The following is a 20,942-nucleotide window of genomic DNA, read 5'->3' as shown; positions in this document are numbered from 1 at the left end:
CACTGATCCCTCAAGCTCGCTTGAGGTCAAGAACCCCAAGCCGGCCCCACTCGACCGGGTGCGCGCCGGACGGGGCGGGGCAGGGTTCCGGGATGACTGTCTCCGTGGCCCACCTCAGCGATCCCCACCTCACGACCGGTGTCCTGGCCGGCGCCCCCGCCACCGGGCTGAACACCGCCCTGCGCCGGGTGCTGGCGCTCGAACCCCGCCCCGACTGCGTGGTCGTCACCGGCGATCTGGCCGAGCACGGTGAGCCCGGGGAGTACGCCGTGCTGCGCGAGCTGATCGACGACCTCCCGCTGCCGTTGCACCTGGTGGCGGGGAATCACGACGTGCCCGGCGCGCTGGTCGGGGCGTTCGGCGGGACACCGTTCCTGGGCGGCGGCCGGCGGCCGTACTACGCGGTGGAGCATCCGGCGCTCACGGTTCTCGTCCTGGACTCGACGGTGCCCGGTTCGGCCGGTGGCCGCCTCGGGCCGGACCAACTGGCCTGGCTCGACAAGGCGCTCGCCCACCGGCCCGGGGTTCCCGCCCTCGTCTGTCTGCACCACCCTCCGGTCCCGGTCGGAATCCCGTTCCTGGACGCGATGCGCCTGGTGGACGGCGCGGCACTGGCCGAGGTCGTCGCCGCCCACCCGCATGTCGTACGGGTCCTGGCGGGCCACGTCCACCGCCCGGTCACGGCGGCGTTCGCGGGCAGCACAGTGGCCGTCGCCCCGAGCACGTATCTGCAGAGCGGTCTGGTGCGGGGCGGGGGCGTGCCGGGATACCTGCCCGAGCCGACGTCCTTCCTGCTGCACCTGCTCACCGGGGACACCGCGGCGGACGGCTGGGTCACCCATGTCGTCCCGGTGAGTCATACGGCCGCGCCGCTGCTCGGCCGCTGACTGCCCGGCGTACCCGCCTCAGGTGCTCAGGCGGGTACGCCAGGCGGTCATGTTCAGTTCGTCCATCAGGCGGATGTCGTGGCCCTCCAGCGGGAAGACGCGGGCGCCCGTGTCGGTGGCGGCGGCGATCTCCAGCGCGTCGCCCTCGATGAGGTCGCCGCCCTCCTGGGTGGAGACCCAGGCGAGCATCGACTTCACGGTGGCGCCGGGCTTCAGCGTGACCTCCTTCGGCCCCGGGTCCTGGCCGAAGTACGAGCCGCCCGGATTCACCTTGACCGGCAGCCGTTCGCCCTCCTCGCCCAGCGCCTGGACCGAGGGGTAGCCGTGGACGCGGTAGGGCTTGTCGCCGCAGTTGGTGAGCGTGAGCACCACGGCCCGGTGCATCATCGCGGTCTCCACCTGCCCCATGTCCACGACGACACCGGAGGCGGGGCAGTCGCCGGAGGCGGTGGCGCCGTCACCGGGGCGGGAGCCCCGGTCCGGTGCGCCGGTCACCGGCGGGCTCGGCGGGGCGGCGGGGGTCGGCGGCAGGGTGTCCGCGTGCACGCCGGACGGGACCGTACGCGTGGCGCTCGGCGTGGGTTCCCGCTCGCCCTCACCGGCCGGGACGAGGAATCCGGAACAGCCGCTCAGGACCATCCCGGCCACCGCCGGCCATGCCGCCGCAACCGCTCTCCGTACCCGCTTCCCCATGCGCCCACCCCTCGCAACGGCCCACTCCCGCCTGTCCGTTGGATCATGTCAGACGGCCGGGTCCGGGCGACCGCGGCGCGGTCCGATGCGGGTGTCCGGCCTACCAAGACGGCGGTCGGCCGCGGCCGGGCGCGCGCCCGGCCGACAGGGACTGTTCAGCATCGCTTGCCCCTCACGCCAAGCAGATCTAAGTGGACCTTCACGATCACGGGGTCGACACTTCGGACATGACACCCCTCACGTCACGCCCCTTCGGCCGCACGCTCTGCGCCATGATCACGCCGTTCACCACCGCCGGTGAGCTGGACCTGGACGCGGCCCGCGCGCACGCCGCCGGTCTGGTCGCGGACGGCTGCGACGGTCTGGTGCTCAGCGGCACCACCGGTGAGTCCCCCACCACGGGCGACGCCGAGAAGACCGCGCTGCTGCGGGCGGTCCGGGAGGCGGTCGGCGACGGGGTGACGCTGGTCGCGGGCGTCGGCAGCGCCGACACCCGGCACACGGTGGCCCTGGCCCGGGAGGCCGAGGACGCGGGCGCGGACGGCCTCCTGGTGGTCACCCCGTACTACAGCCGCCCCCCGCAGGCAGCCGTCGAGGCGCACTTCCTGCGGGTCGCGGAGGCGTCCGGCATCCCGCTGATGCTGTACGACATCCCGGGCCGCACCGGCACCCGCGTCGAACCGGAGACCCTGCTGCGGCTCGCCGAGCACCCGCGCGTCGTGGCGGTGAAGGACTGCGCGTACGACCTGCTCGGCTCGACGAAGGTGATGGCCCGGACCTCGCTGGCGTACTACTCGGGCTGCGAGGAGCTGAACCTGCCGCTCTACGCGCTGGGCGGCGCGGGCTATGTCAGTACGGTCGCCAATGTGGCACCACGTCAGATGCGGGCGCCCCTGGACGCGTTCGACGCGGGCCGCACGGCCGAGGCGGCCCGCCTGAACGGTCTCACCGCACACCTCACCGAGCTGATGATGGCCTCCGGCCTGCCCGGCACCGTCACCGCCAAGGCCCTGCTCGCGGCGGGCCCGGTCCGTGAACCACTGCGGCCCGCCGGGCGCGGGGCGACCGACGGGCTGCGGGAGGCGTACGAGGAACTCCTCGCCGCTACACGTTAGTTGTGGGCGTGCAGGATGTCGTTGAGCCCGTCCCACACCGAGTTGTTCGGGCGGGCCTCGACGGTGCCGGTGACCGAGTTGCGACGGAAGAGGATGTTCGAGGCGCCGGAGAGCTCACGGGCCTTGACGACCTGGCCGTCCGGCAGCGTGACGCGCGTACCGGCCGTGACATACAGCCCGGCCTCCACGACGCACTCGTCGCCGAGCGCGATCCCGACGCCCGCCTCGGCACCGATCAGGCAGCGCTCGCCGATGACGATGCGCTCCTTGCCGCCGCCGGAGAGGGTGCCCATGGTGGAGGCGCCGCCGCCGATGTCGGAGCCATTGCCGATGACGACGCCCGCGGAGATCCGGCCCTCGACCATCGAGGTGCCGAGCGTGCCCGCGTTGAAGTTCACGAAGCCCTCGTGCATGACCGTCGTGCCGGAAGCGAGGTGCGCCCCGAGCCGTACGCGGTCGGCGTCGGCGATGCGTACGCCCTTCGGTGCGACGTAGTCCGTCATGCGCGGGAACTTGTCGACCGAGGTGACCTGGAGGTGCAGACCCTCGGCGCGGGCGTTCAGCCGCACCTTCTCCAGGTCGTCGACGGCGACGGGGCCGAGCGAGGTCCAGGCGACGTTGGCGAGCAGGCCGAAGAGCCCGTCGAGGTTCTGGCCGTGCGGCCGGACGAGACGGTGCGAGAGCAGGTGCAGACGCAGGTACGCGTCGTGCGCGTCGAGCGGCTTGTCGTCGAGCGAGGAGATGACCGTGGAGACGGCGACGACCTCGACACCCCGCCGGGCGTCCACGCCGAGGGCCTTGGCCGCACCCTCGCCGAGCCGGTTCACGGCCTCCTCGGGGCTGAGGCGCTGCGTGCCGGCCGGGCCGGGCTCGGCGGACAGCCCGGGGGCGGGGAACCAGGTGTCGAGGACGGTGCCGTCACCGGCGATGGTGGCGAGGCCGGCGGCGACGGCGCCGGTGGTGCGGGCAGAACCCTGGGAAGTCGTGTCGGTCATGAACAGAAACCTAACCGGCCGGGGCCCGCTCCGGCGAACCGGTCTCAGCGTCCGGGCCGCACACCGCCGTACCGGCCCCCACACCCTTGCCGTACCCCGCCGCCGCACCGGTCCCCACGCCTTCGCCGCGCCCCGCCGGGATACCGGCCGCCTGGCCCTTCCCGTACCCCGCCGCGCGCGGCGGCCGTCCCGGTTCCCGCAGCCGCCGCGCCGCCAGCACCGCCACCCCGGCACCGCCCGCGAGCACCGCGCAGACCGGCCACAGCAGCGCCGGGGCGCTCGCGTACAGCGCCCCGCCCAGCGGTGGCGCCAGAACCTGACCGCTGATCGAGGCACCCGCGTACAGGCTCTGGAACCGGCCCTGCGCGTGGCCGGGCGCCTGGTCGGCGACGTACGCCGTGGCGGGCGTCTTGTAGAGGATCTCCCCCAGCGTCAGCGACAGCATCATCGCGACGGCGAACACCGCTCCGGCCCCGGGTATCAGTACGGCGTACCCCAGCCCCACCAGCAGCAGGCCCACCCCGACGATGCCGAGCGGCGACCGCTTGCGCAGGGCGTGCGCGGCGGGCAGTTCGAGGCAGAGGATGACACCGCCGTTGATGGCGATCAGCCAGCCGTAGAACTGGGTGCCGAGGCCGTGGTCGGCGAGGAACACGGGCAGGGTGGAGTACTGCTGCCGGTAGACGAGGTCGACGCAGACGATCGCGGCGAGCAGCACCAACACCGCTGGTCTGGCCCGCAGTTCGCGCCAGAGCCCCGGCGCGTGCGGGTCGCTCGCGGACCCGGTGTGCGCGACGACGCGAGCCGGCAGGATCCTGGCCACGTACGCGGCGAAGAGCAGGGTGCCGAACCCGTCCGCCAGGAAGAGCCAGTCGTACGAGAAGCGGGCGGCGATCAGCGCGCCGAGCGGCGGTCCGACGGCGAAGCCCCCGTTCGCCGCGAAGCGCGTGAGGGCGAAGCTCTGGCGTCGGCCGCCCTCGGGCACGGACACCGCGACGAGTGCGGAGTTGGCCGCGCGTACGACGCCCGAGGCGTACTGGGCGATCGGCAGCACGGCGTAGAGGGCGGCGATCGGCAGGGCGGGCAGGGTGACGAGTGCGGCACCGCTCGTACAGGCGCCGATCAGGAGCATCCGGCGGTGCCCGTAGCGGTCGCCGAACCAGCCCCCGGTGAAGTTCCCGGCGACCAGCCCGACACCGCCGATGCCGCTGATCACTCCGGCCTGGGTGACGGACAGACCGCGCGGTCCCGTCAGATAGACGAAGAGGTAGACGAACGTGAAACTGACGACGCCATTGAGAAATGCGCCCACAGCCAGCAGCCGTACCGTTCTCGGCACTCCGCGCAGCATTCCCATTCCACCCGCCCCCGATAAAGTTCCTTTTGGGAACGGACTATGGCAGCATGCTTTCGGCAGGTCAACCGCGTACAACTGACCGGGACCGACAGCCGAGGGAAGCCACGAACGGAAGAGGGCGAGCCATGCCACAGCGCACCAGCCTGGCGGACGCCGACTGCTCGATCGCCCAGGCGCTGGACGTCGTCGGCGACTGGTGGACCCTGCTGATCGTGCGCGACACGGCGCGCGGGGTGCACCGCTTCGACGCCCTCCAGCAGGAGCTGGGCGTCTCGCGCAAGGTGCTCACCGAACGGCTGCGCCTGCTGGTCGAGGCGGACGTGCTCGCGCGGGAGCCGTACCAGGACCGCCCCGTCCGGTACGAGTACCGGCTCACCCCGCGCGGCCGCGCCCTGCTGCCCGTACTGATCGCGCTCCAGGACTGGGGCGACGCCTGGGTGCTGGGGGAAGGGGAGACGATGGCGACGACGGCCGAGTCCTCGAAGGAGGCGGCACGGGTGCGTGCCCTGGTGGGCACCCGGCTGCCGGAGCTGCGCATGCCCGACCACGACGGCGCACCGCGCGACCCGGTCGCCGACACCACCCCGTACACGGTCCTGTACTGCTTCCCCGGCGCGTACGCGCGCCAGGACGCCTACCCGCCGGGGTGGGGGCAAATTCCCGGGGCGAGCGGCTGCACCCTCGAATCGTGCACCTACCGGGACCGGTGGGCGGAGTTCACGGAGGCCGGCGCGACCGTGCACGGGGTGTCCACCCAACGCCCGGACGAGCAGCGGGCGTTCGCCGACGCGGAGGGACTGCGCTTCCCGCTGCTCTCCGACGCCGAGCTGTCGCTGACGGCGGCCCTGCGGCTGCCGACGTTCCGGGCGGCGGGCGTCAGCCGGCTCAAGCGGCTGACGCTGGTGGTGGACCGGGACCGGACGATCCACGAGGCGCTGTACCCGATCACGGACATCGAGGCGAGCGTACGCACGGCGCTGACCACGGTGCGCCGCCTGAACACGCCCAGTTGACCGCACCGGGCACCCGGCACACCGGCTGCGCCCCGGTGCCGTCAGGCGGGCAGGGTCAGGCGGGCAGGGTCAGGCGGGCACGGTCAGGCACCGGCGACTCTGGCCAGCATCTCCCGGGTGTACGCCGCGTCGTAGGACCCGCCGGTGAGCAGCACCTGGAGGCAGATCCCGTCCATCAGCGCGACGAGCGCCCGCGCTGTGGCCGGGTCGGTGCGCCGGACCAGCAGTTCGACCACGCCATCGGTCCACTCGGCGGCGACGGGACGCAGCGCGGGGCGGCGCAGGGCGGCGAGATACAGCTCGTACTCCAGCTCCGTCGCCCCGCGCTCGCCCTCGAACCACTCCCCCAGCAGCCTGCTCAGCTCGTCGGCCAGCTCGGCGCCGCACCGCTGACCGGAGGGCGCGGCAAAGACACTGCTCTCCCTCACCGCCTGGGCGAAGCCCTCGTTGCACCGGCGCAGGGCGGCGATCAGCAGCTCGTCGAGCGAGCCGAAGTGATACGTCGTCGAGCCGAGCGGCACATCCGCCTCGGCGGCGACGGAGCGATGGGTGAGCCCGGTGATGCCGTCGGCGGCGACCACGCGGATGGCCGCGTCGATGATGCGCTCGCGCCGCTCGGGGTCGTAACGCCGGGCCATCAGTGGGCTCCGCCCAGGTTGAGCACCACGACTCCGGCGATGATCAGGGCGATGCCCGCCACCTTGAACAGGCTGCCCGACTCCCCCATGAAGATCACGCCGATCGCGGCGACGGCGGCGGTGCCCACTCCTGCCCAGATCGCGTAGGCCGTGCCCACCGACAGCGTCTTCAGCGTCTGCGCGAGGAGGGAGAAGGCGAGGACATACCCCACGAGGGTGATGAGCGAGGGCCAGAGTCTGGTGAATCCCTCGCTGTACTTCATGGCCGTCGTCGCGGCCACCTCGGCCGTGATGGCCGCTGCCAGCAGTCCGTATCCCATGTGTACAAGTGTACGCATCGTTGCGTACGGCCGTACACATTGCGGCAACGCCCGGGACGCTACGGTGTCCCGACCGACGACATGGCATATGACATGGCACGGCCCGCACGGGCCGACGACACAACGGAGACGCAGTGACGCAGGATGCAGGGTGGGGCGGTGGCCCGAACGGGGGCGCGCCCTACGGCGGGGGCCCGCACGGCGGAGGCCCGTACGGAGGGGCTCCCCACGGAGGGGGTCCGTACGGCGGCGGGGGCTGGGACGGTGGGGGCTGGGGCAGCCCCTGGGCGGCACCGCCGAAGCCGGGGGTCATACCCCTCGCCCCGATGAGGGTCTCGGACATACTCAGCGGCGCCTTCTCCACCATGGGCCGCTACTGGAAGCCCCTGTTCGGCATGGGGCTGGCCGTCTTCGCGGGGGCGGCGCTGCTGATGGCCGTGGGGGCCCTCATCGCGTACTCCTCCGTCGCGGACCACTGGGACGCGGTCATGGTCGACGACCACGCGGGAGGCGCGCACTCGCAGGACTTGATCCCGCTGCTGATCGCCTTCAGCGTGCTGATGGCCGTCGGCATCGCCGTGTACATCGTGGCCGCCGCCCTGATGCAGGCGGCGGTCCCGGCGATACTCCAGGAAGCCGTACTGGGCCGGCCGATCACCTTCGGCGCGGCCTGGCGCCGCGCCTGGTCCCGGGTCGGGGCCATGATCGGCACGGTGTTCCTCACGGCGCTGATCGCCTTCGTGCCGGTCGTACTCGCCATGACCGCCTTCATCGGCGTGATGATCTACTTCATCTCGCTGGGCGACGCGGACGGCGTCCTGCCGATGATGTGGTTCGCCGTCGTCGGCGCCCTGGCCCTCGCACCGCTGGCGATCTGGCTCTGGGTGAAGTTCTCGCTGGCTCCGACGATCGTGGTCTTCGAGAACCAGAGCCCGTTCGCGGCCCTGCGCCGCTCGGCCCGGCTGGTGCGCGGCGACTGGTGGCGCGTCCTGGGGATCTCACTGCTCGGGTACGTGATGGCGTCGATGGCGGGCTCGATGCTCCAGATGCCGTTCTCGGCCCTGGGCTCACTGCCGGGCATGACCGACGCCTCGGACCTCGGCACCGAACCGTCCGGCGCCGAGCTCCTGGCCGCCATGGGCGGCCTCTTCGCCGTCGTGCTGATCAGCCAGCTGATCAGCCAGCTGTTGTCGACCATCTTCCCGCCGCTGATCGTCGGCCTGCTCTACGTGGACCGGCGCATGCGTACGGAGAACCTGGGCCCGGTCCTGGCCGAGGCGGCCGTCGTGCTGCCCGAGCAGTACGGTCCGCCCCCGGCCTCCGCGTAACGCCACCGGGCACCCCGCCGCCTCCGCCCGCGCACAGCCCCGGCAGTCCCCGCGACCGCCGGGGCTGTTCCCTGCCCGGACCTATGCCGACGCGGGCAGACGATTGAGGCGATCGCGCTGGACGGGGGTCAGTTGGAGGCGTTCGGCGGCGAGGTTCTCCTCCAGGTGGTCGACGCGGGCCGTGCCCGGGATGGGGAGGATGACCGGCGAGTGGCCCAGGAGCCAGGCGAGAGCGACCTGGGTGGGGGTGGCCTCGGCCTCGGCAGCCACGGCGGCGATCTCGTCCCGCGCCCCGGACTTCCCCCAGGCGACCGGGCGCCACGGCAGGAACGCGATGCCCGCCGCCTCACACGCCGCGAGCACGGGCTCGTGTTCGCGGTCGAGCAGGTTGTAGCGGTTCTGGACACTCGCGATGTCGACGATCTCCCGCGCCCGGCCGAGCTCGTCGACGGTGACCTCGGACAGCCCGATCCGGCCGATCTTTCCCTCGGTCCGCAGGTCGCGCAGGGTGCCGATCTGGTCGGCGAGCGGCGTCTCCGGATCGATACGGTGCAGCTGAAGCAGCTCGATCCGCTCGACGCGCAGTCGGCGCAATGCCTGTTCGACCTGATCACGCAGAACCGCGGGCCGTCCGTCGAGCTTCCACTCGTCCGAGGGGCTCGACCGGGCTACGCCGACCTTGGTGGTGATCAGCAGCCCGTCCGGGTAGGGGTGCAGGGCCTCGGCCAGGAGTTCCTCGTTGGCTCCACCGCCGTACATATACGCGGTATCGATCAGCGTGACGCCCAGCCGGACAGCCCGCCGCACCACCGCGAAAGAGGTCTCCCTGGCCGCACCCGGCTCCGTGGGCAGTTGCATGGCCCCGAACCCGAGCCGCCGCACGTCCAGATCCCCGCCGATAAGAAACGACGTCATACGCCACCCTTCCCCTCGCTCAAGTGGCGACCCTAGCAGCGGAGTTGGCCACGACACCGGACAGCGAGAAGCCCCATCATGCACCGCACGATGGGGCGTCGCCGAACCGGATGGCGCTGGACCGGACGGATCAGACGGTGCCGAACTCTCCGGCTTTGACGCCCGCCACGAAGGAGGCGAACGAGCCGACGGGGAAATCCAGGACGGGGCCGGTCGGGCGCTTGGAGTCGCGGACGGGGACTATACCGGTGGAGGACGTATTCGACGGGGCCCATTCGACGCATGTGCCACCGTTGTCGCTGTAGCTGGACTTGACCCAATGGAGGGATTCAGTCGTCACGGGGTGCCCTTTCGTAGCTGGTCGGACCGGGCGGTCAGACGGTGCCGAACTCTCCGGCCTTGACACCCGCCACGAAGGAGGCGAACGAGCCGACGGGGAAATCCAGGACGGGGCCGGTCGGGCGCTTGGAGTCGCGGACAGGGACTGTGCCGCACGGGGCAACGAGGTTAGCGGCGACCTCGACGCAAGCGCCGCCGTTGCTGCTGTATGAGGACGTGAACCAACGCGGAGATTCGGTCGTCACAGGGAGCCCTTTCGTAGCTGGTCGGACCGGGCGGTCAGACGGTGCCGAACTCTCCGGCCTTAACACCCGCCACGAAGCAGGCGAACGAGCCGACAGGGAAGCTCAGAACCGGGCCGCTCAGATCCTTGGAGTCACGTACGGGAACGATGCCGCGCGAGGCGACAAGATTGGCAGCGACCTCGACGCACTGGCCACCGTTGCCGCTGTATGAGGACTTGAACCAACCGGGGGATTCGGTCACGGGATGCCCTTTCGTACCTGCTCGATCATGGCCACGGATGCCGCTTGGGACAGGGCTTCGGCCTGAAGCTGATGGTAGGCCGTCAGTATGGGCAGTACGAAGCTGGTTTCGCGTTCCAAATGCCCCCGCTGCGAGGACTCGGCGTACGACACAAGCGAGCGGTCCGGAAGTGTCAGCACCGTGATGGGCAGGCTGAACGGCCGACGCGCTCCCATACGGAACGGAGCGATTTGAAGCAGGGTGTTCGGCCGCTCGGCGAACTCCAGCAACTGGGCGAACTGAGCATCCATGACCGAAGGATCGCCCATCGGTCGAAGGATGCACCCTTCGTCAAGTACCGCGAAGATCAGGGGTGAGGGGGAACGAGCAAGTGCCGCTTGTCGCTCTGCCACCAAAGCGACCCGCTCACTGGCTTGCTCGGCCGTGATTGCCTCCCTGCGTACCGCGTCCGCCTCCAGCGTCGCCGCGTAATCCGGCGTCTGGAGCAGTCCAGGGATGACGCCGACTTCATAGAGCCTGATCTCTGCGGCGCGCACCTCTTGCCGCACGTACTCCGGGAACCCCTCCAGCAGGGCCGTGTTCTTCAGCGCACGGCTCTGGCGCTCGAACTTGTCTCCCGTGCGCAACGCACTGTCAGCACTACGCGCGAAGCGATTAGTTGGTGGGCGACGGCCAGTTTCGACGGCAGAAACATGCGACCCGGTAATGCCCATGCGCACGCCCAGCTCGTCTTGCGTCCACCCGCGCTCGTCCCGGGCCTGCCGTAAGCACTGGCCAAACGCCTGCATGGGCGACGTCTCCGGGTCGAGTGTCTTCCGGTTCACCATGCGAGTTTCCTCACTCATCAAGCAAATCAGTCCAGTTGAAGACATTCCGACTGTAGGTCACGCTGGGCCCTCTTGGTAGTGAAACGGCTACGGAGAGGAGCGGGACTATGCCTGTCGAACCACAGGAAGCCCGCCGCGTACCGACCCCCGGCACACTCATGGTGGACACCAGCCGCAAAGACCGTGTCGGGGAGTTCCGAGGGGTCGCCGGCCCGTACTGGGCGCTGCGCCCGGTCCGGGGCGGAGTCGAATGGGAAGCCGACCCCGAACACCTCCGCCCCGCGACCCGCATAGAGCGGCTGCGGGCCGAGACCGCACGGCGCAACGCCCGGAGTGAGGGGCGGCTGCTGTGACCGGGAGGACAGCCACGCACTACGCGGCCGAGGTCAGCGGCGGTGACGCGGTGAGGCGCGTGGAGCTCGGTGGGTTCGTCGCACCGTCCCGGCGGCTGGCGCTGCGCTGGCTCCGCGGCCGGGCGTTGTGGTTCGCCGAAGCGCTGGACCCGGCCGCCCACGCACCGTGGGTGCCGCCCGCCGCCCTGCACCCGGTGACACACGCCGGGCGCGACGCACCCGCCGACCTTCGCGCGTGGGCCGAGGACATCGGGCACCAGGACTACGCACTGTGGCGACTCGCCGCGGGCTTCACGTTCGAGTTCATCGCCCGCGACGACGCCTGCTGGTACGGACTCGCCGCCCGACCCTGTCCCCTGCCGGGCACACCCCGAACCGGCATACCCCCGGTGCACACGTGACTCTTCCGACCCCCGCACACGAAAGAGAGCAGGAGCAGATGGGCCCCATGTTCGACCAGCGCAGCCGTACCCGCCGGACCAACGCGGACGTGAGAGCCGCCCAGGACCGGGTGTACGCCTCACGCGCGGCTCTGACCGCCACGTACCAGGAGGGGGCGGGGATGGCGGCTCTGGCCGTGGAGTACGGCGTCAGCCGCCCGGGGCTCCGTGAGCGCTTCGTGGAATGGGGCGTACCGGTCCGGGGGCGCCGCACCGGAGTCGGGGGAGACGCGTGTTGACCCCGTTCGTCGCCTCGCGAAGTACCGATCAAGGCGTGTCGCATTCCGAACTGACCATTGGTGACGGTGCCAACGGGCCTCAGCTCGCGTACCGGAACACGCGCCCGGAGGACCGGGACAAACACGGCAACCTGTGGGTGCGGGTCCATGACCGGCCCGGCGGACGCGTCCTGTACGACTCCATGCATCCGCTCCGCCAACGCCTCTGCATGGAAGGCATGTTGTGCCAGATCTGTGCGGGCCCCGCGGACCGGAACAAGGACGGCTGGCTCTTCATCGACTGGCTGCGTGAGGACTCGCCCCCGACGTGGCCCGAACGGTCCGTGACCGCGATGCCACCCCTGTGCGCCGAGCACGCACGGGTATCGGTCGGACAATGCCCGCACTTGCGCCGTGGTCGGTTCGCCGTGCTCCGCGTGCGCAAACCCCACCTCTACGGGGTGTCGGGCGCCCTCTACCGGCTCACCGCGAACGGGTGGGTCACCTCCGAACATGACCAGCTCTCCCCGTACAGCAAGCCCCGCTATCCCGGCATGCTCGCGACCCGTCTCCACCGCGAGCTGCGCGGCGTGACGGTCGTAGCGCTCCCTTGACCCGGCACACCCGGTCGGCCCGGTCGGCCGTTCAGGACAGCCGCCGCACTCACCATCGACTTTGGCGGGGGTGACCAGCTCCGCGCCGCCGCCGGCCTTGACGTGAGCGCGTCCGCGTTCGGCCCGTTCAACCGTCCGCAGCTCGGCGGGGGCTCGCGCGCCCTCATCGCTTTGACGCCCCGGTCAGGTGACGCTTTGCCCGCGCTGTCCGGTTCCATGGCACACATGCACGAGAGGAGGTGAAAGCCTGCCAGGAGATCGGTTCGGTTCCCGGTCACCGTGCGGACGTCCCGGACCACGAAGCAATCATTCGGCTGCCCAAGGCCATGATCCAGTACATCCCCGACCGGATGGAGACACCGCCGATGGAGCCTCCGGCCCGTGAGCCGTTGCCTCGTGCTCGGCGAACCGCGATCCACCTAGAGGTTCGTGATCAGTACGCGAGTACAGACCCCGATTTCCTTGAATGGTGTGAGGGCCGCCGCATATTCACGCCGGACAACCGTGCGGACTGGCGGGAAGGCTGGCACGACGTCGGATACGACGGAGGCCGGGAATGACCGCGCCGTACAATCGCACTGAAGGCGGAGCACCAGGCCGAGATTCCGGCACCGGTGTGAGGGAGGGGTCAGGATGTTCGGCTCGAAGAAGAAGCAGAAGCTCAACCTCAACGATCTGATGGCGCAGCTCAGGCCCGACCTGAGTCGGGAATCGCTCGGCGTCGGGCCCGACTTCCCGGGCGTCGCCCCGAACCCGCTCCTCAGCAGTGATGCACGGAAGCGCAACGCGGATCTGCGTACGGGGGCGCTTGCTCTCGGCGTTCTCGTCGACTGGCGGGAGGTCAGCAGCGACGGCAGTCCACGCGTGGTCCTGATGTTCGACGTGGAGACCGTCGGCGGCATCTCGTTCCGCGGTATCGCAGACGAAGACCTCACGATCACCGAGCTCACCCGGCTCGCCCCAGGACAGACGTCGCCCGTGCGCTACCGCCCGGCCGTCATGGACCACTACGTCGCCCTTGCCCGGGACGCGGACCCCGCCCACGTGCAGCAGCTCTCTGATGAGATCGCGAGCCGCAAGCGGACCTGACCCCTGCCGCCGACGCTCACCGCGCAGGCGGACGCGGAGGGGCTGACGGCAGGGTCCGGACCGCGCGTCGTGGTCCGGACCCTGCCCCGTGCGGTGCCGCCCTGCGGCGGCGGCGCGTCAGCTCTGTGCGGTGTCGTCGCCCGACTGCCCGGCACCCTCGGCTACGCCTGCCTTCTCGCGCATCTTGCGCACCAGCTCCGCCTTCTGGTCGGCCGCGCCCTGGCGGTCGAGGTTGCGGTGCGGACCGTTGTTCTGCCGCTCCGCGCGGGACAGCCTCTTGCGCTGGCCGCCGCCCATGCCCACGGGGTTGTTGATGTTCTTGCTCACGGTCATAGGTTCTCCCGGTAATGATGTGAAGTGATCTACGGATTCATCGGTGAGGGACGGGTGGCGACGCCGAAGGGCGTCAGCAGGGGCCCATCACGCTCTCACTCGTAAATCGGCGTCTGGACGAACATGACAAAGACGCCACCCGGTTCTATAGACGCCTCGCTGCGGAACGGTGCGGACGCACCGGGAATCGACGACGTGGCGGAACAGGCGAACGGCCATGCCCGCCGGTGTCCCTGGCGGGCATGGCCGTTCGCCGCGTGTCTCAGACGTTGAAGCCCAGCGCGCGCAGCTGCTCGCGCCCGTCGTCCGTGATCTTGTCCGGGCCCCACGGCGGCATCCAGACCCAGTTGATCCGCAACTCGCTGACGATGCCGTCGGTGGCGGACTTCGCCTGGTCCTCGATGACATCGGTCAGCGGACAGGCCGCGGACGTCAGGGTCATGTCGAGGGTGGCGATGTTGGCGTCATCGACGTGGATGCCGTAGATCAGGCCCAGGTTGACGACGTCGATGCCCAGCTCGGGGTCGACCACGTCGTACAGCGCCTCGCGGACCTCCTCCTCGGAGGCCGGCTTGGTGGTGAGAGTCTCGTTGTCGCTCATGCCGTCTTCCCTTCGGACAGCGCCTTCGCCGTCGCGTCCTTCCACGCCATCCAGCTCAGCAGCGCGCACTTGACCCGGGCCGGATACTTGGAGACACCGGCGAACGCGACCGCGTCCTCCAGCAGCTCCTCCATCTCGTCGTCCGGCTCCAGCTGGCCCTTGGACTGCATCAGCTCCAGGAACGCGTCCTGGATCTTCCGCGCCTGGGCGAGCTCCTTGCCGACCAGCAGCTCGTTGAGAACTGAGGCGCTGGCCTGGCTGATGGAGCAGCCCTGTCCCTCGTAGCTCACGTCGGCGATGGTCTCGCCGTCGTACTTCACCCGGAGCGTGATCTCGTCACCGCACGTCGGGTTGACGTGATGCACCTCGGCGTCGCCGTCCCGCAGGCCGCGCCCGTGGGGGTGCTTGTAGTGGTCCAGGATCACTTCCTGGTACATGGATTCCAGCTTCACCAGTCAGCCCTCAGCCGAAGAAGTTCCGGACGTGCTCCAGACCGTCCACCAGGGCGTCGACCTCGGCGGGCGTGGAGTACAGATAGAACGACGCTCGCGTCGTCGCAGGAATTCCGTACCGCAGGCAGACCGGCCGCGCGCAGTGGTGGCCGACCCGGACGGCGATGCCCTGCTCGTCGAGGACCTGGCCCACGTCGTGCGGGTGGATGTCGCCGAGCGTGAAGGAGATCGTGGCGCCGCGGTCCTCGGCCGTCGCCGGGCCGATGATCTTGAGGTCCGGGACCTCCAGGAGGCGCTTCACCGCGTACTCGGTGATCGCGTGCTCGTGGCGGTAGATCTTCTCCATGCCGATCGCCGAGAGGTAGTCCACGGCCGCGCCGAGGCCGACGGCCTGGGCGATCGGGGGCGTACCCGCCTCGAACTTGTGCGGCGCGGGGGCGTACGTCGACGAGTGCATCGACACGGTCTCGATCATCTCGCCGCCGCCGAGGAACGGGGGCAGGTCCTCCAGGAGCTCCTGCCGTCCCCACAGCACGCCGATGCCGGTCGGGCCGACCATCTTGTGGCCGGTGAAGGCCACGAAGTCGGCCTGGAGCGCCTGTACGTCGAGCACCATGTGCGGTGCCGCCTGCGAGGCGTCGATGCAGACCAGCGCGCCGACCTGCTGGGCACGGCGGATGATCTTCTCGACCGGGTTGATCGTGCCCATGATGTTCGAGACCAGCGTGAAGGAGACGATCTTCGTCTTCTCCGTGATGATCTCGTCGATGTTGGACAGGTCGAGACGGCCGTCGTCCGTGATGCCGAACCACTTCAGCTTCGCGCCGGTGCGCTGCGAGAGCAGCTGCCACGGCACGATGTTGGAGTGGTGCTCCATCTCGGTGGTGACGATCTCGGTGTCACGGTCGACCCGATAGGGCTCATCCGCCCAGCCCAGCATGTTGGCCACGAGGTTGAGCGACTCCGAGGCGTTCTTGGTGAAGATCACCTCGTTGCGGCTGGGCGCGTTGATGAAGGCGGCGACCTTGTCGCGGGCGCCCTCGTACAGCGCGGTGGCCTCCTCCGCGATGGTGTAGACACCGCGGTGGACGTTGGCGTTGTGCCGCTCGTAGTACTCGTTGAGCGCGTCGAGCACCTGTCGCGGCTTCTGCGAGGTCGCCGCGCTGTCCAGGTACACGATCTTCTTGCCGTCGTGGACCGTGCGGTCCAGGATGGGGAAGTCCTTGCGGATCGCCTCGGTGTCGAGGAGGCCGGTGAGCCCCTGTCGGGCGTCAGTCACGCGGAAGCGCCACCCTTCACGTATGCCTCGTAGCCCTCGTTCTCCAGCTTGTCGGCGAGCTCGGCGCCGCCGGATTCGGCGATGCGGCCGTTGGCGAAGACGTGCACGAAGTCGGGCTTGATGTAGCGGAGGATCCGCGTGTAGTGCGTGATCAGCAGGGTGCCGACCTCGCCGCCCTCGCGGACCCGGTTGACGCCTTCGGAGACGGTCTTCAGCGCATCGACGTCCAGGCCGGAGTCGGTCTCGTCGAGGATCGCGATCTTCGGCTTGAGGAGCTCCAGCTGAAGGATCTCGTGGCGCTTCTTCTCGCCGCCGGAGAAGCCCTCGTTGACGTTGCGCTCGGCGAAGGCCGGGTCCATCTGGAGGCCGGCCATCGTCTCCTTGACCTCCTTGACCCACGTACGCAGCTTGGGTGCCTCGCCGCGGACGGCGGTGGCGGAGGTGCGCAGGAAGTTGGAGACCGAGACACCGGGGATCTCGACCGGGTACTGCATGGCGAGGAACAGGCCGGCGCGGGCGCGCTCGTCGACGGACATCTCCAGGACGTCCTCGCCGTCGAGGGTGACCGTGCCCTGCGTGATCGTGTACTTGGGGTGACCCGCCAGCGAGTACGCGAGGGTGGACTTGCCGGACCCGTTGGGGCCCATGATGGCGTGGGTCTCGCCCTGCTTCACGGTCAGGTCGACGCCCTTGAGGATCTCCTTCGTGGCGTTGTCGGCCTCGACGGTGACGTGCAGGTCGCGGATTTCAAGCGTTGCCATGGGTGACTCAGGACTCCTGGGTGACGGAGACGAGCACATCGTCCCCTTCGATCTTTACGGGGTATACGGGGACGGGGCGCGTCGCGGGAAGGCCGGACGGCTTACCGGTGCGGAGGTCGAAGCTCGATCCGTGCAGCCAGCACTCGATCATGCAGTCCTCCACCTCGCCCTCCGACAGCGAGACGTTCGCGTGCGAGCAGATGTCGTTGATCGCGAACACCTCGCCCTCGGTGCGGACGACGGAGACGGGTGTGCCGTCGAGCTCCACCCGCTTGGGGGTGTCGTCCTCCAGCTCACTCAGCGCACAGGCTTTGACGAAGGCCATCAGACGGACGCCTTCAGCTCGGTCTCGATCTTGTCGAGGAGACGCGCTTCGACGTCCGGCAGACCGATCTGCTGGACGAGTTCGGCGAAGAAGCCGCGCACGACGAGACGGCGGGCCTCCTCGGCGGGGATACCGCGCGACTGGAGGTAGAAGAGCTGCTCGTCGTCGAAGCGGCCGGTCGCCGAGGCGTGGCCGGCGCCGACGATCTCGCCGGTCTCGATCTCCAGGTTCGGTACGGAGTCGACCCGGGCGCCGTCCGTGAGGACGAGGTTCCGGTTCATCTCGTAGGTGTCGGTGCCCTCGGCCTTCGCCTGGATGAGGACGTCACCGATCCACACGGCGTGTGCGCCGTCGCCCTGGAGCGCACCCTTGTACACCGCGTTGGACTTGCAGTGCGGGGTGTTGTGGTCGACCAGGAGGCGGTGCTCCTGGTGCTGGCCCTTGTCGGTGAAGTACAGGCCGAACAGCTCGGCCTCGCCGCCGGTGCCCGCGTAGGCGATCCGCGGGTGCAGGCGCACCAGGTCTCCGCCGAAGGTGACGATGATCGACTTGAACGAGGCGTCGCGGCCGATCAGCGCGTTGTGCTGGCCGACGTGGACCGCGGTGTCGTCCCAGTCCTGGACGGAGACGACGGTCAGCTTCGCGCCGTCGCCGACGATGTAGTCGACGTTGGCGGCGAGGACCGCGTCACCGGTGTGGTCGATGACGACGACGGCCTCGGCGAAGGCACCCAGCTCGATGACCTGGTGGCCGTACGCCACGCCGCCCTCGCCGTGCACGGCGATACGGATCGGCTCGGTGAGCACGGCCTCCTTGGCGACCGTGACGACCGAGGCCTGCTCGAAGGCCGAGTACGCCTGGGCGGCGACCCGGTCCACCGGCGTACCGGCCTTGCCGAGCCGTGCGTCGTCGCGGCCGACGGTCTCGACGGTGACGCCCTCGGGCGCCTCGATCGCGACCTTGACGCCGCCGCCGGTGGCGACCGCGGTGCCGTCGTGCAGCCCGCGCAGCCGCTCCAGCGGCGTGAACCGCCACTCCTCCTCGCGGCCGTGCGGGACCGGGAAGTCCGCGACGTCGAAGGACGGGGGCGCGCTCATGCGCGTGGCGACGGTCGACTCGGCGGCCACCGCGATGGACCCGGCGGTGGTGGAGCCCGCCGGAATGTTCTGAGCCTCAGCCATGGCTGTCGTAGTGCTCGCTTTCTCAGTCAAGAACTCGGGGGATTCGTGCGGTGGTACGGCTCGGGGCCGTACTAGCCGACCGAACCCTCCATCTGCAGCTCGATCAGCCGGTTGAGCTCCAGGGCGTACTCCATGGGCAGCTCCTTGGCGATCGGCTCGACGAAGCCGCGCACGATCATCGCCATGGCCTCGAACTCGGTGAGTCCGCGGCTCATGAGGTAGAAGAGCTGGTCCTCGGAGACCTTGGAGACGGTCGCCTCATGGCCCATCGATACGTCGTCCTCGCGGACGTCGACGTAGGGGTAGGTGTCGGAGCGCGAGATCGTGTCGACCAGCAGCGCGTCGCAGAGCACGTTGGACTTCGAGCCCGGCGCGCCCTCGCCGATCTCGATCAGACCGCGGTAGGAGGTCCGGCCGCCGCCTCGCGCCACCGACTTGGAGACGATGTTGGAGGAGGTGTTCGGAGCCATGTGCACCATCTTGGCGCCGGCGTCCTGGTGCTGGCCCTCGCCCGCGAAGGCGATGGAGAGGGTCTCGCCCTTGGCGTGCTCGCCCATCAGGTAGACGGCCGGGTACTTCATGGTGACCTTGGAGCCGATGTTGCCGTCGACCCACTCCATGGTCGCGCCCTCGTACGCCACGGCGCGCTTGGTGACGAGGTTGTACACGTTGTTCGACCAGTTCTGGATGGTCGTGTAGCGGCAGCGGCCGCCCTTCTTCACAATGATCTCGACCACGGCGCTGTGCAGCGAGTCCGAGGAGTAGATCGGCGCGGTGCAGCCCTCGACGTAGTGGACGTAGGCGTCCTCGTCGACGATGATCAGCGTCCGCTCGAACTGGCCCATGTTCTCCGTGTTGATACGGAAGTAGGCCTGGAGCGGAATCTCGACGTGGACACCCTTGGGCACGTAGATGAACGAGCCACCGGACCACACGGCCGAGTTCAGCGAGGCGAACTTGTTGTCACCGACGGGGATGACGGTGCCGAAGTACTCCTTGAAGAGCTCCGGGTGCTCCTTCAGCGCCGTGTCGGTGTCCATGAAGATGACACCCTGCGCTTCGAGCTCCTCGTTGATCTGGTGGTAGACCACCTCGGACTCGTACTGCGCGGCGACACCGGCGACGAGGCGCTGCTTCTCCGCCTCGGGGATGCCGAGCCTGTCGTACGTGTTCTTGATCTCCTCGGGCAGGTCCTCCCAGGACTCCGCCTGCTTCTCGGTGGACCGCACGAAGTACTTGATGTTGTCGAAGTCGATGCCCGACAGGTCGGAGCCCCAGTTCGGCATGGGCTTCTTGCCAAAGAGCTTCAGGCCCTTGAGCCGCAGCTTCAGCATCCACTCGGGCTCGTTCTTCTTGTCCGAGATGTCGCGGACGACAGCCTCGGAGAGGCCACGCTTCGCCGCCGCGCCTGCCGCGTCGGAGTCGGCCCAGCCGAATTCATACGTGCCCAGACCCTCGAGCTCAGGGTGGGCAGTCTCCGTGGGGAGCGTCATGCGGGGTTCCTCCCGGCCGTACTTGCGGATGCTGATGGGGTGGTCTGTGGTGGTGGTGCGTGACCGCTGCGCGGCACGAACGTCGTACACACGCCGTCGCCGTGGGCGAGGGTGGCCAGACGCTGCACATGGGTTCCCAGGAGGCTGGAGAAGAGTTCCGTCTCCGCCTCGCACAGCTGCGGGAACTGTTCGGCGACATGCGCGACCGGGCAGTGGTGCTGGCACAGCTGCTCGCCCTGCTGGGGGCCCGGCGCGCTTCGCGCCATAGCAGCGTACCCGTCGGCGGACAAGGCCTTGGCCAACGCCTCGGCGCGGCCCTCGGGGGCCGCGGCCTCGACCGCCTCGCGGTACCCCTCGGCCTGGACGGCCATCCGGGCACGGGCGAAAGCGAGCACTGCCTGGTCGCCCGAGGTCTCGGCGATCCAGCGCAGCGCGTCAGCGGCGAGCTTGTCGTAGGACTGGTCGAAAGCGTCCCGGCCGCAGTCCGTCAGGGCGAACACCTTGGCGGGACGGCCGCGGGTCCGTGCCCCGTAGACCCGCTGTTCACGGGCTTCGACGACATCGTCGGAGACGAGGGCGTCGAGGTGGCGGCGGACGGCGGCCTGGGTGAGGCCGACGCGCTTGGCCAGGTCGGCGGCGGTGGACGGGCCGTGGTCCAGGATGGAGCGCGCGACCCGGTTGCGCGTCGAGCGCTCACCGGTCGCGAGTTCCTCCTGCGGAGCCTCGCCAACGTATTTCACAACGCCATTGTTGCGTAATTCGCCCGGCCGTGACAACCACGGTCCGAAACGATCAACGGTGCGATTCGTCACTTAGGGTTACCTAATCTGGCCCCGCGGACCGGCCTGCGGGCCCTCCCCCGACCGGCCTGCGGACCCCCGCGGACGGGC

At 69.7% G+C, this 20,942-nt stretch carries 29 protein-coding genes; 10 read left to right on the top strand and 19 right to left on the bottom strand.

The window, feature by feature from the left end:
• The first annotated feature begins 92 nt into the window (after positions 1-92).
• Entirely contained in the window at positions 93-887 is a 795-nt protein-coding gene (locus tag OG413_RS22795; protein WP_266808271.1) for a phosphodiesterase, read from the top strand.
• Positions 888-905: 18 nt separating this feature from the next.
• On the opposite strand, the gene OG413_RS22790 is transcribed toward OG413_RS22795, so the two are convergent.
• Positions 906-1,580, bottom strand: coding sequence for a DUF4232 domain-containing protein (locus tag OG413_RS22790; protein ID WP_266808269.1), 675 nt, complete (start codon positions 1,578-1,580; stop codon positions 906-908).
• Between the two features lie 227 nt (positions 1,581-1,807).
• Between OG413_RS22790 and dapA the strand changes: the two genes are divergently transcribed.
• Positions 1,808-2,695, top strand: coding sequence for a 4-hydroxy-tetrahydrodipicolinate synthase (gene dapA / locus OG413_RS22785; protein ID WP_266808268.1), 888 nt, complete (start codon positions 1,808-1,810; stop codon positions 2,693-2,695).
• Here dapA and dapD read toward each other — a convergent pair.
• Together dapD and OG413_RS22775 are read right to left on the bottom strand one after the other, a co-directional pair.
• Complete coding sequence (dapD, locus tag OG413_RS22780; protein ID WP_266808267.1) at positions 2,692-3,690, bottom strand: 2,3,4,5-tetrahydropyridine-2,6-dicarboxylate N-succinyltransferase; 999 nt, start codon at positions 3,688-3,690, stop codon at positions 2,692-2,694. The genes dapA and dapD overlap by 4 nt on opposite strands.
• Positions 3,691-3,700: 10 nt before the next feature.
• Positions 3,701-5,047 carry an MFS transporter gene (locus OG413_RS22775; RefSeq protein WP_266808265.1) on the bottom strand — a complete coding sequence of 449 codons (1,347 nt, stop codon included), beginning with the start codon at positions 5,045-5,047 and terminating at the stop codon, positions 3,701-3,703.
• 125 nt (positions 5,048-5,172) lie between these two features.
• Here OG413_RS22775 and OG413_RS22770 point away from each other — a divergent pair, with 125 nt between their 5' ends.
• Positions 5,173-6,060, top strand: coding sequence for a winged helix-turn-helix transcriptional regulator (locus tag OG413_RS22770; RefSeq protein WP_266808264.1), 888 nt, complete (start codon positions 5,173-5,175; stop codon positions 6,058-6,060).
• An 83-nt stretch (positions 6,061-6,143) separates the two neighbouring features.
• Here OG413_RS22770 and OG413_RS22765 read toward each other — a convergent pair whose 3' ends face one another.
• Both OG413_RS22765 and OG413_RS22760 read right to left on the bottom strand, forming a co-directional pair.
• A complete protein-coding gene (locus tag OG413_RS22765) occupies positions 6,144-6,698 on the bottom strand; it encodes a TetR/AcrR family transcriptional regulator (RefSeq protein ID WP_266808262.1) in 555 nt (184 codons plus the stop codon).
• Positions 6,698-7,018, bottom strand: coding sequence for a multidrug efflux SMR transporter (locus OG413_RS22760; protein ID WP_073720260.1), 321 nt, complete (start codon positions 7,016-7,018; stop codon positions 6,698-6,700). Before OG413_RS22760 ends, OG413_RS22765 begins: the two co-directional genes overlap by 1 nt.
• Positions 7,019-7,344: 326 nt before the next feature.
• Here OG413_RS22760 and OG413_RS22755 point away from each other — a divergent pair, with 326 nt between their 5' ends.
• Positions 7,345-8,346, top strand: a complete 1,002-nt coding sequence (locus OG413_RS22755; protein ID WP_266808259.1) for a hypothetical protein — start codon at positions 7,345-7,347, stop codon at positions 8,344-8,346.
• Positions 8,347-8,427: 81 nt separating this feature from the next.
• Here OG413_RS22755 and OG413_RS22750 read toward each other — a convergent pair whose 3' ends face one another.
• The 5 genes from OG413_RS22750 to OG413_RS22730 all read right to left on the bottom strand — a co-directional run bounded on the left by OG413_RS22750 (position 8,428) and on the right by OG413_RS22730 (position 10,913).
• A complete protein-coding gene (locus tag OG413_RS22750; protein WP_266808257.1) occupies positions 8,428-9,261 on the bottom strand; it encodes an aldo/keto reductase in 834 nt (277 codons plus the stop codon).
• A gap of 130 nt (positions 9,262-9,391) precedes the next feature.
• Positions 9,392-9,601 (bottom strand): DUF397 domain-containing protein, encoded by a 210-nt coding sequence (locus OG413_RS22745; RefSeq protein ID WP_266808255.1) that lies wholly within the window; start codon positions 9,599-9,601, stop codon positions 9,392-9,394.
• Positions 9,602-9,635: 34 nt separating this feature from the next.
• Positions 9,636-9,845, bottom strand: coding sequence for a DUF397 domain-containing protein (locus OG413_RS22740; protein WP_266808253.1), 210 nt, complete (start codon positions 9,843-9,845; stop codon positions 9,636-9,638).
• Between the two features lie 34 nt (positions 9,846-9,879).
• Positions 9,880-10,086, bottom strand: coding sequence for a DUF397 domain-containing protein (locus OG413_RS22735; protein ID WP_266808251.1), 207 nt, complete (start codon positions 10,084-10,086; stop codon positions 9,880-9,882).
• Complete coding sequence (locus tag OG413_RS22730; RefSeq protein WP_266808249.1) at positions 10,083-10,913, bottom strand: helix-turn-helix transcriptional regulator; 831 nt, start codon at positions 10,911-10,913, stop codon at positions 10,083-10,085. Before OG413_RS22730 ends, OG413_RS22735 begins: the two co-directional genes overlap by 4 nt.
• Positions 10,914-11,020: 107 nt before the next feature.
• On the opposite strand from OG413_RS22730, the gene OG413_RS22725 reads away from it, so the two are divergent.
• The 6 genes from OG413_RS22725 to OG413_RS22705 all read left to right on the top strand — a co-directional run bounded on the left by OG413_RS22725 (position 11,021) and on the right by OG413_RS22705 (position 13,627).
• Positions 11,021-11,266 (top strand): hypothetical protein, encoded by a 246-nt coding sequence (locus OG413_RS22725; protein WP_266808247.1) that lies wholly within the window; start codon positions 11,021-11,023, stop codon positions 11,264-11,266.
• Positions 11,263-11,667 (top strand): hypothetical protein, encoded by a 405-nt coding sequence (locus OG413_RS22720; protein ID WP_266808246.1) that lies wholly within the window; start codon positions 11,263-11,265, stop codon positions 11,665-11,667. The genes OG413_RS22725 and OG413_RS22720 overlap by 4 nt, the downstream gene beginning before the upstream one ends.
• A gap of 47 nt (positions 11,668-11,714) precedes the next feature.
• Entirely contained in the window at positions 11,715-11,945 is a 231-nt protein-coding gene (locus tag OG413_RS22715) for a hypothetical protein (protein WP_266808245.1), read from the top strand.
• Positions 11,946-11,980: 35 nt separating this feature from the next.
• Entirely contained in the window at positions 11,981-12,538 is a 558-nt protein-coding gene (locus OG413_RS22710) for a hypothetical protein (protein ID WP_266808243.1), read from the top strand.
• A gap of 326 nt (positions 12,539-12,864) precedes the next feature.
• Positions 12,865-13,098 (top strand): DUF6879 family protein, encoded by a 234-nt coding sequence (locus OG413_RS47140; RefSeq protein WP_353962290.1) that lies wholly within the window; start codon positions 12,865-12,867, stop codon positions 13,096-13,098.
• 73 nt (positions 13,099-13,171) lie between these two features.
• Positions 13,172-13,627, top strand: a complete 456-nt coding sequence (locus tag OG413_RS22705; protein ID WP_266808242.1) for a hypothetical protein — start codon at positions 13,172-13,174, stop codon at positions 13,625-13,627.
• 117 nt (positions 13,628-13,744) lie between these two features.
• On the opposite strand, the gene OG413_RS22700 is transcribed toward OG413_RS22705, so the two are convergent.
• The 9 genes from OG413_RS22700 to OG413_RS22660 form a co-directional block, all read right to left on the bottom strand.
• The gene (locus OG413_RS22700; RefSeq protein ID WP_266808240.1) at positions 13,745-13,960 is read right to left on the bottom strand and encodes a DUF6243 family protein; all 216 of its coding nucleotides are present in this window, start codon (positions 13,958-13,960) and stop codon (positions 13,745-13,747) included.
• Positions 13,961-14,222: 262 nt separating this feature from the next.
• Positions 14,223-14,561 carry a metal-sulfur cluster assembly factor gene (locus OG413_RS22695; RefSeq protein ID WP_073720270.1) on the bottom strand — a complete coding sequence of 113 codons (339 nt, stop codon included), beginning with the start codon at positions 14,559-14,561 and terminating at the stop codon, positions 14,223-14,225.
• The gene (gene sufU / locus OG413_RS22690) at positions 14,558-15,013 is read right to left on the bottom strand and encodes a Fe-S cluster assembly sulfur transfer protein SufU (RefSeq protein ID WP_323137886.1); all 456 of its coding nucleotides are present in this window, start codon (positions 15,011-15,013) and stop codon (positions 14,558-14,560) included. The genes OG413_RS22695 and sufU overlap by 4 nt, the downstream gene beginning before the upstream one ends.
• A 10-nt stretch (positions 15,014-15,023) precedes the next feature.
• Entirely contained in the window at positions 15,024-16,292 is a 1,269-nt protein-coding gene (locus OG413_RS22685) for a cysteine desulfurase (protein WP_266808237.1), read from the bottom strand.
• On the bottom strand, positions 16,289-17,053 hold the full coding sequence (sufC, locus tag OG413_RS22680) for a Fe-S cluster assembly ATPase SufC (protein ID WP_266808236.1): 765 nt from the start codon (positions 17,051-17,053) through the stop codon (positions 16,289-16,291). The genes OG413_RS22685 and sufC overlap by 4 nt, the downstream gene beginning before the upstream one ends.
• A 7-nt stretch (positions 17,054-17,060) precedes the next feature.
• Positions 17,061-17,378, bottom strand: a complete 318-nt coding sequence (locus OG413_RS22675; RefSeq protein WP_073720274.1) for a bifunctional 3-phenylpropionate/cinnamic acid dioxygenase ferredoxin subunit — start codon at positions 17,376-17,378, stop codon at positions 17,061-17,063.
• The gene (sufD, locus tag OG413_RS22670; RefSeq protein WP_266808234.1) at positions 17,378-18,559 is read right to left on the bottom strand and encodes a Fe-S cluster assembly protein SufD; all 1,182 of its coding nucleotides are present in this window, start codon (positions 18,557-18,559) and stop codon (positions 17,378-17,380) included. The genes OG413_RS22675 and sufD overlap by 1 nt, the downstream gene beginning before the upstream one ends.
• 71 nt (positions 18,560-18,630) lie before the next feature.
• Positions 18,631-20,052 (bottom strand): Fe-S cluster assembly protein SufB, encoded by a 1,422-nt coding sequence (gene sufB / locus OG413_RS22665; RefSeq protein ID WP_266808232.1) that lies wholly within the window; start codon positions 20,050-20,052, stop codon positions 18,631-18,633.
• Positions 20,049-20,792, bottom strand: coding sequence for a metalloregulator ArsR/SmtB family transcription factor (locus tag OG413_RS22660; RefSeq protein WP_266808230.1), 744 nt, complete (start codon positions 20,790-20,792; stop codon positions 20,049-20,051). Before OG413_RS22660 ends, sufB begins: the two co-directional genes overlap by 4 nt.
• Positions 20,793-20,942 lie beyond the last annotated feature (150 nt).

The sequence above is a fragment of the Streptomyces sp. NBC_01433 genome (assembly GCF_026340105.1).
Classification (GTDB): Bacteria; Actinomycetota; Actinomycetes; order Streptomycetales; family Streptomycetaceae; genus Streptomyces.
The sequence above is the reverse complement of the archived record's forward strand: the minus strand, read 5'-3'. Positions and strand labels throughout refer to the sequence as shown.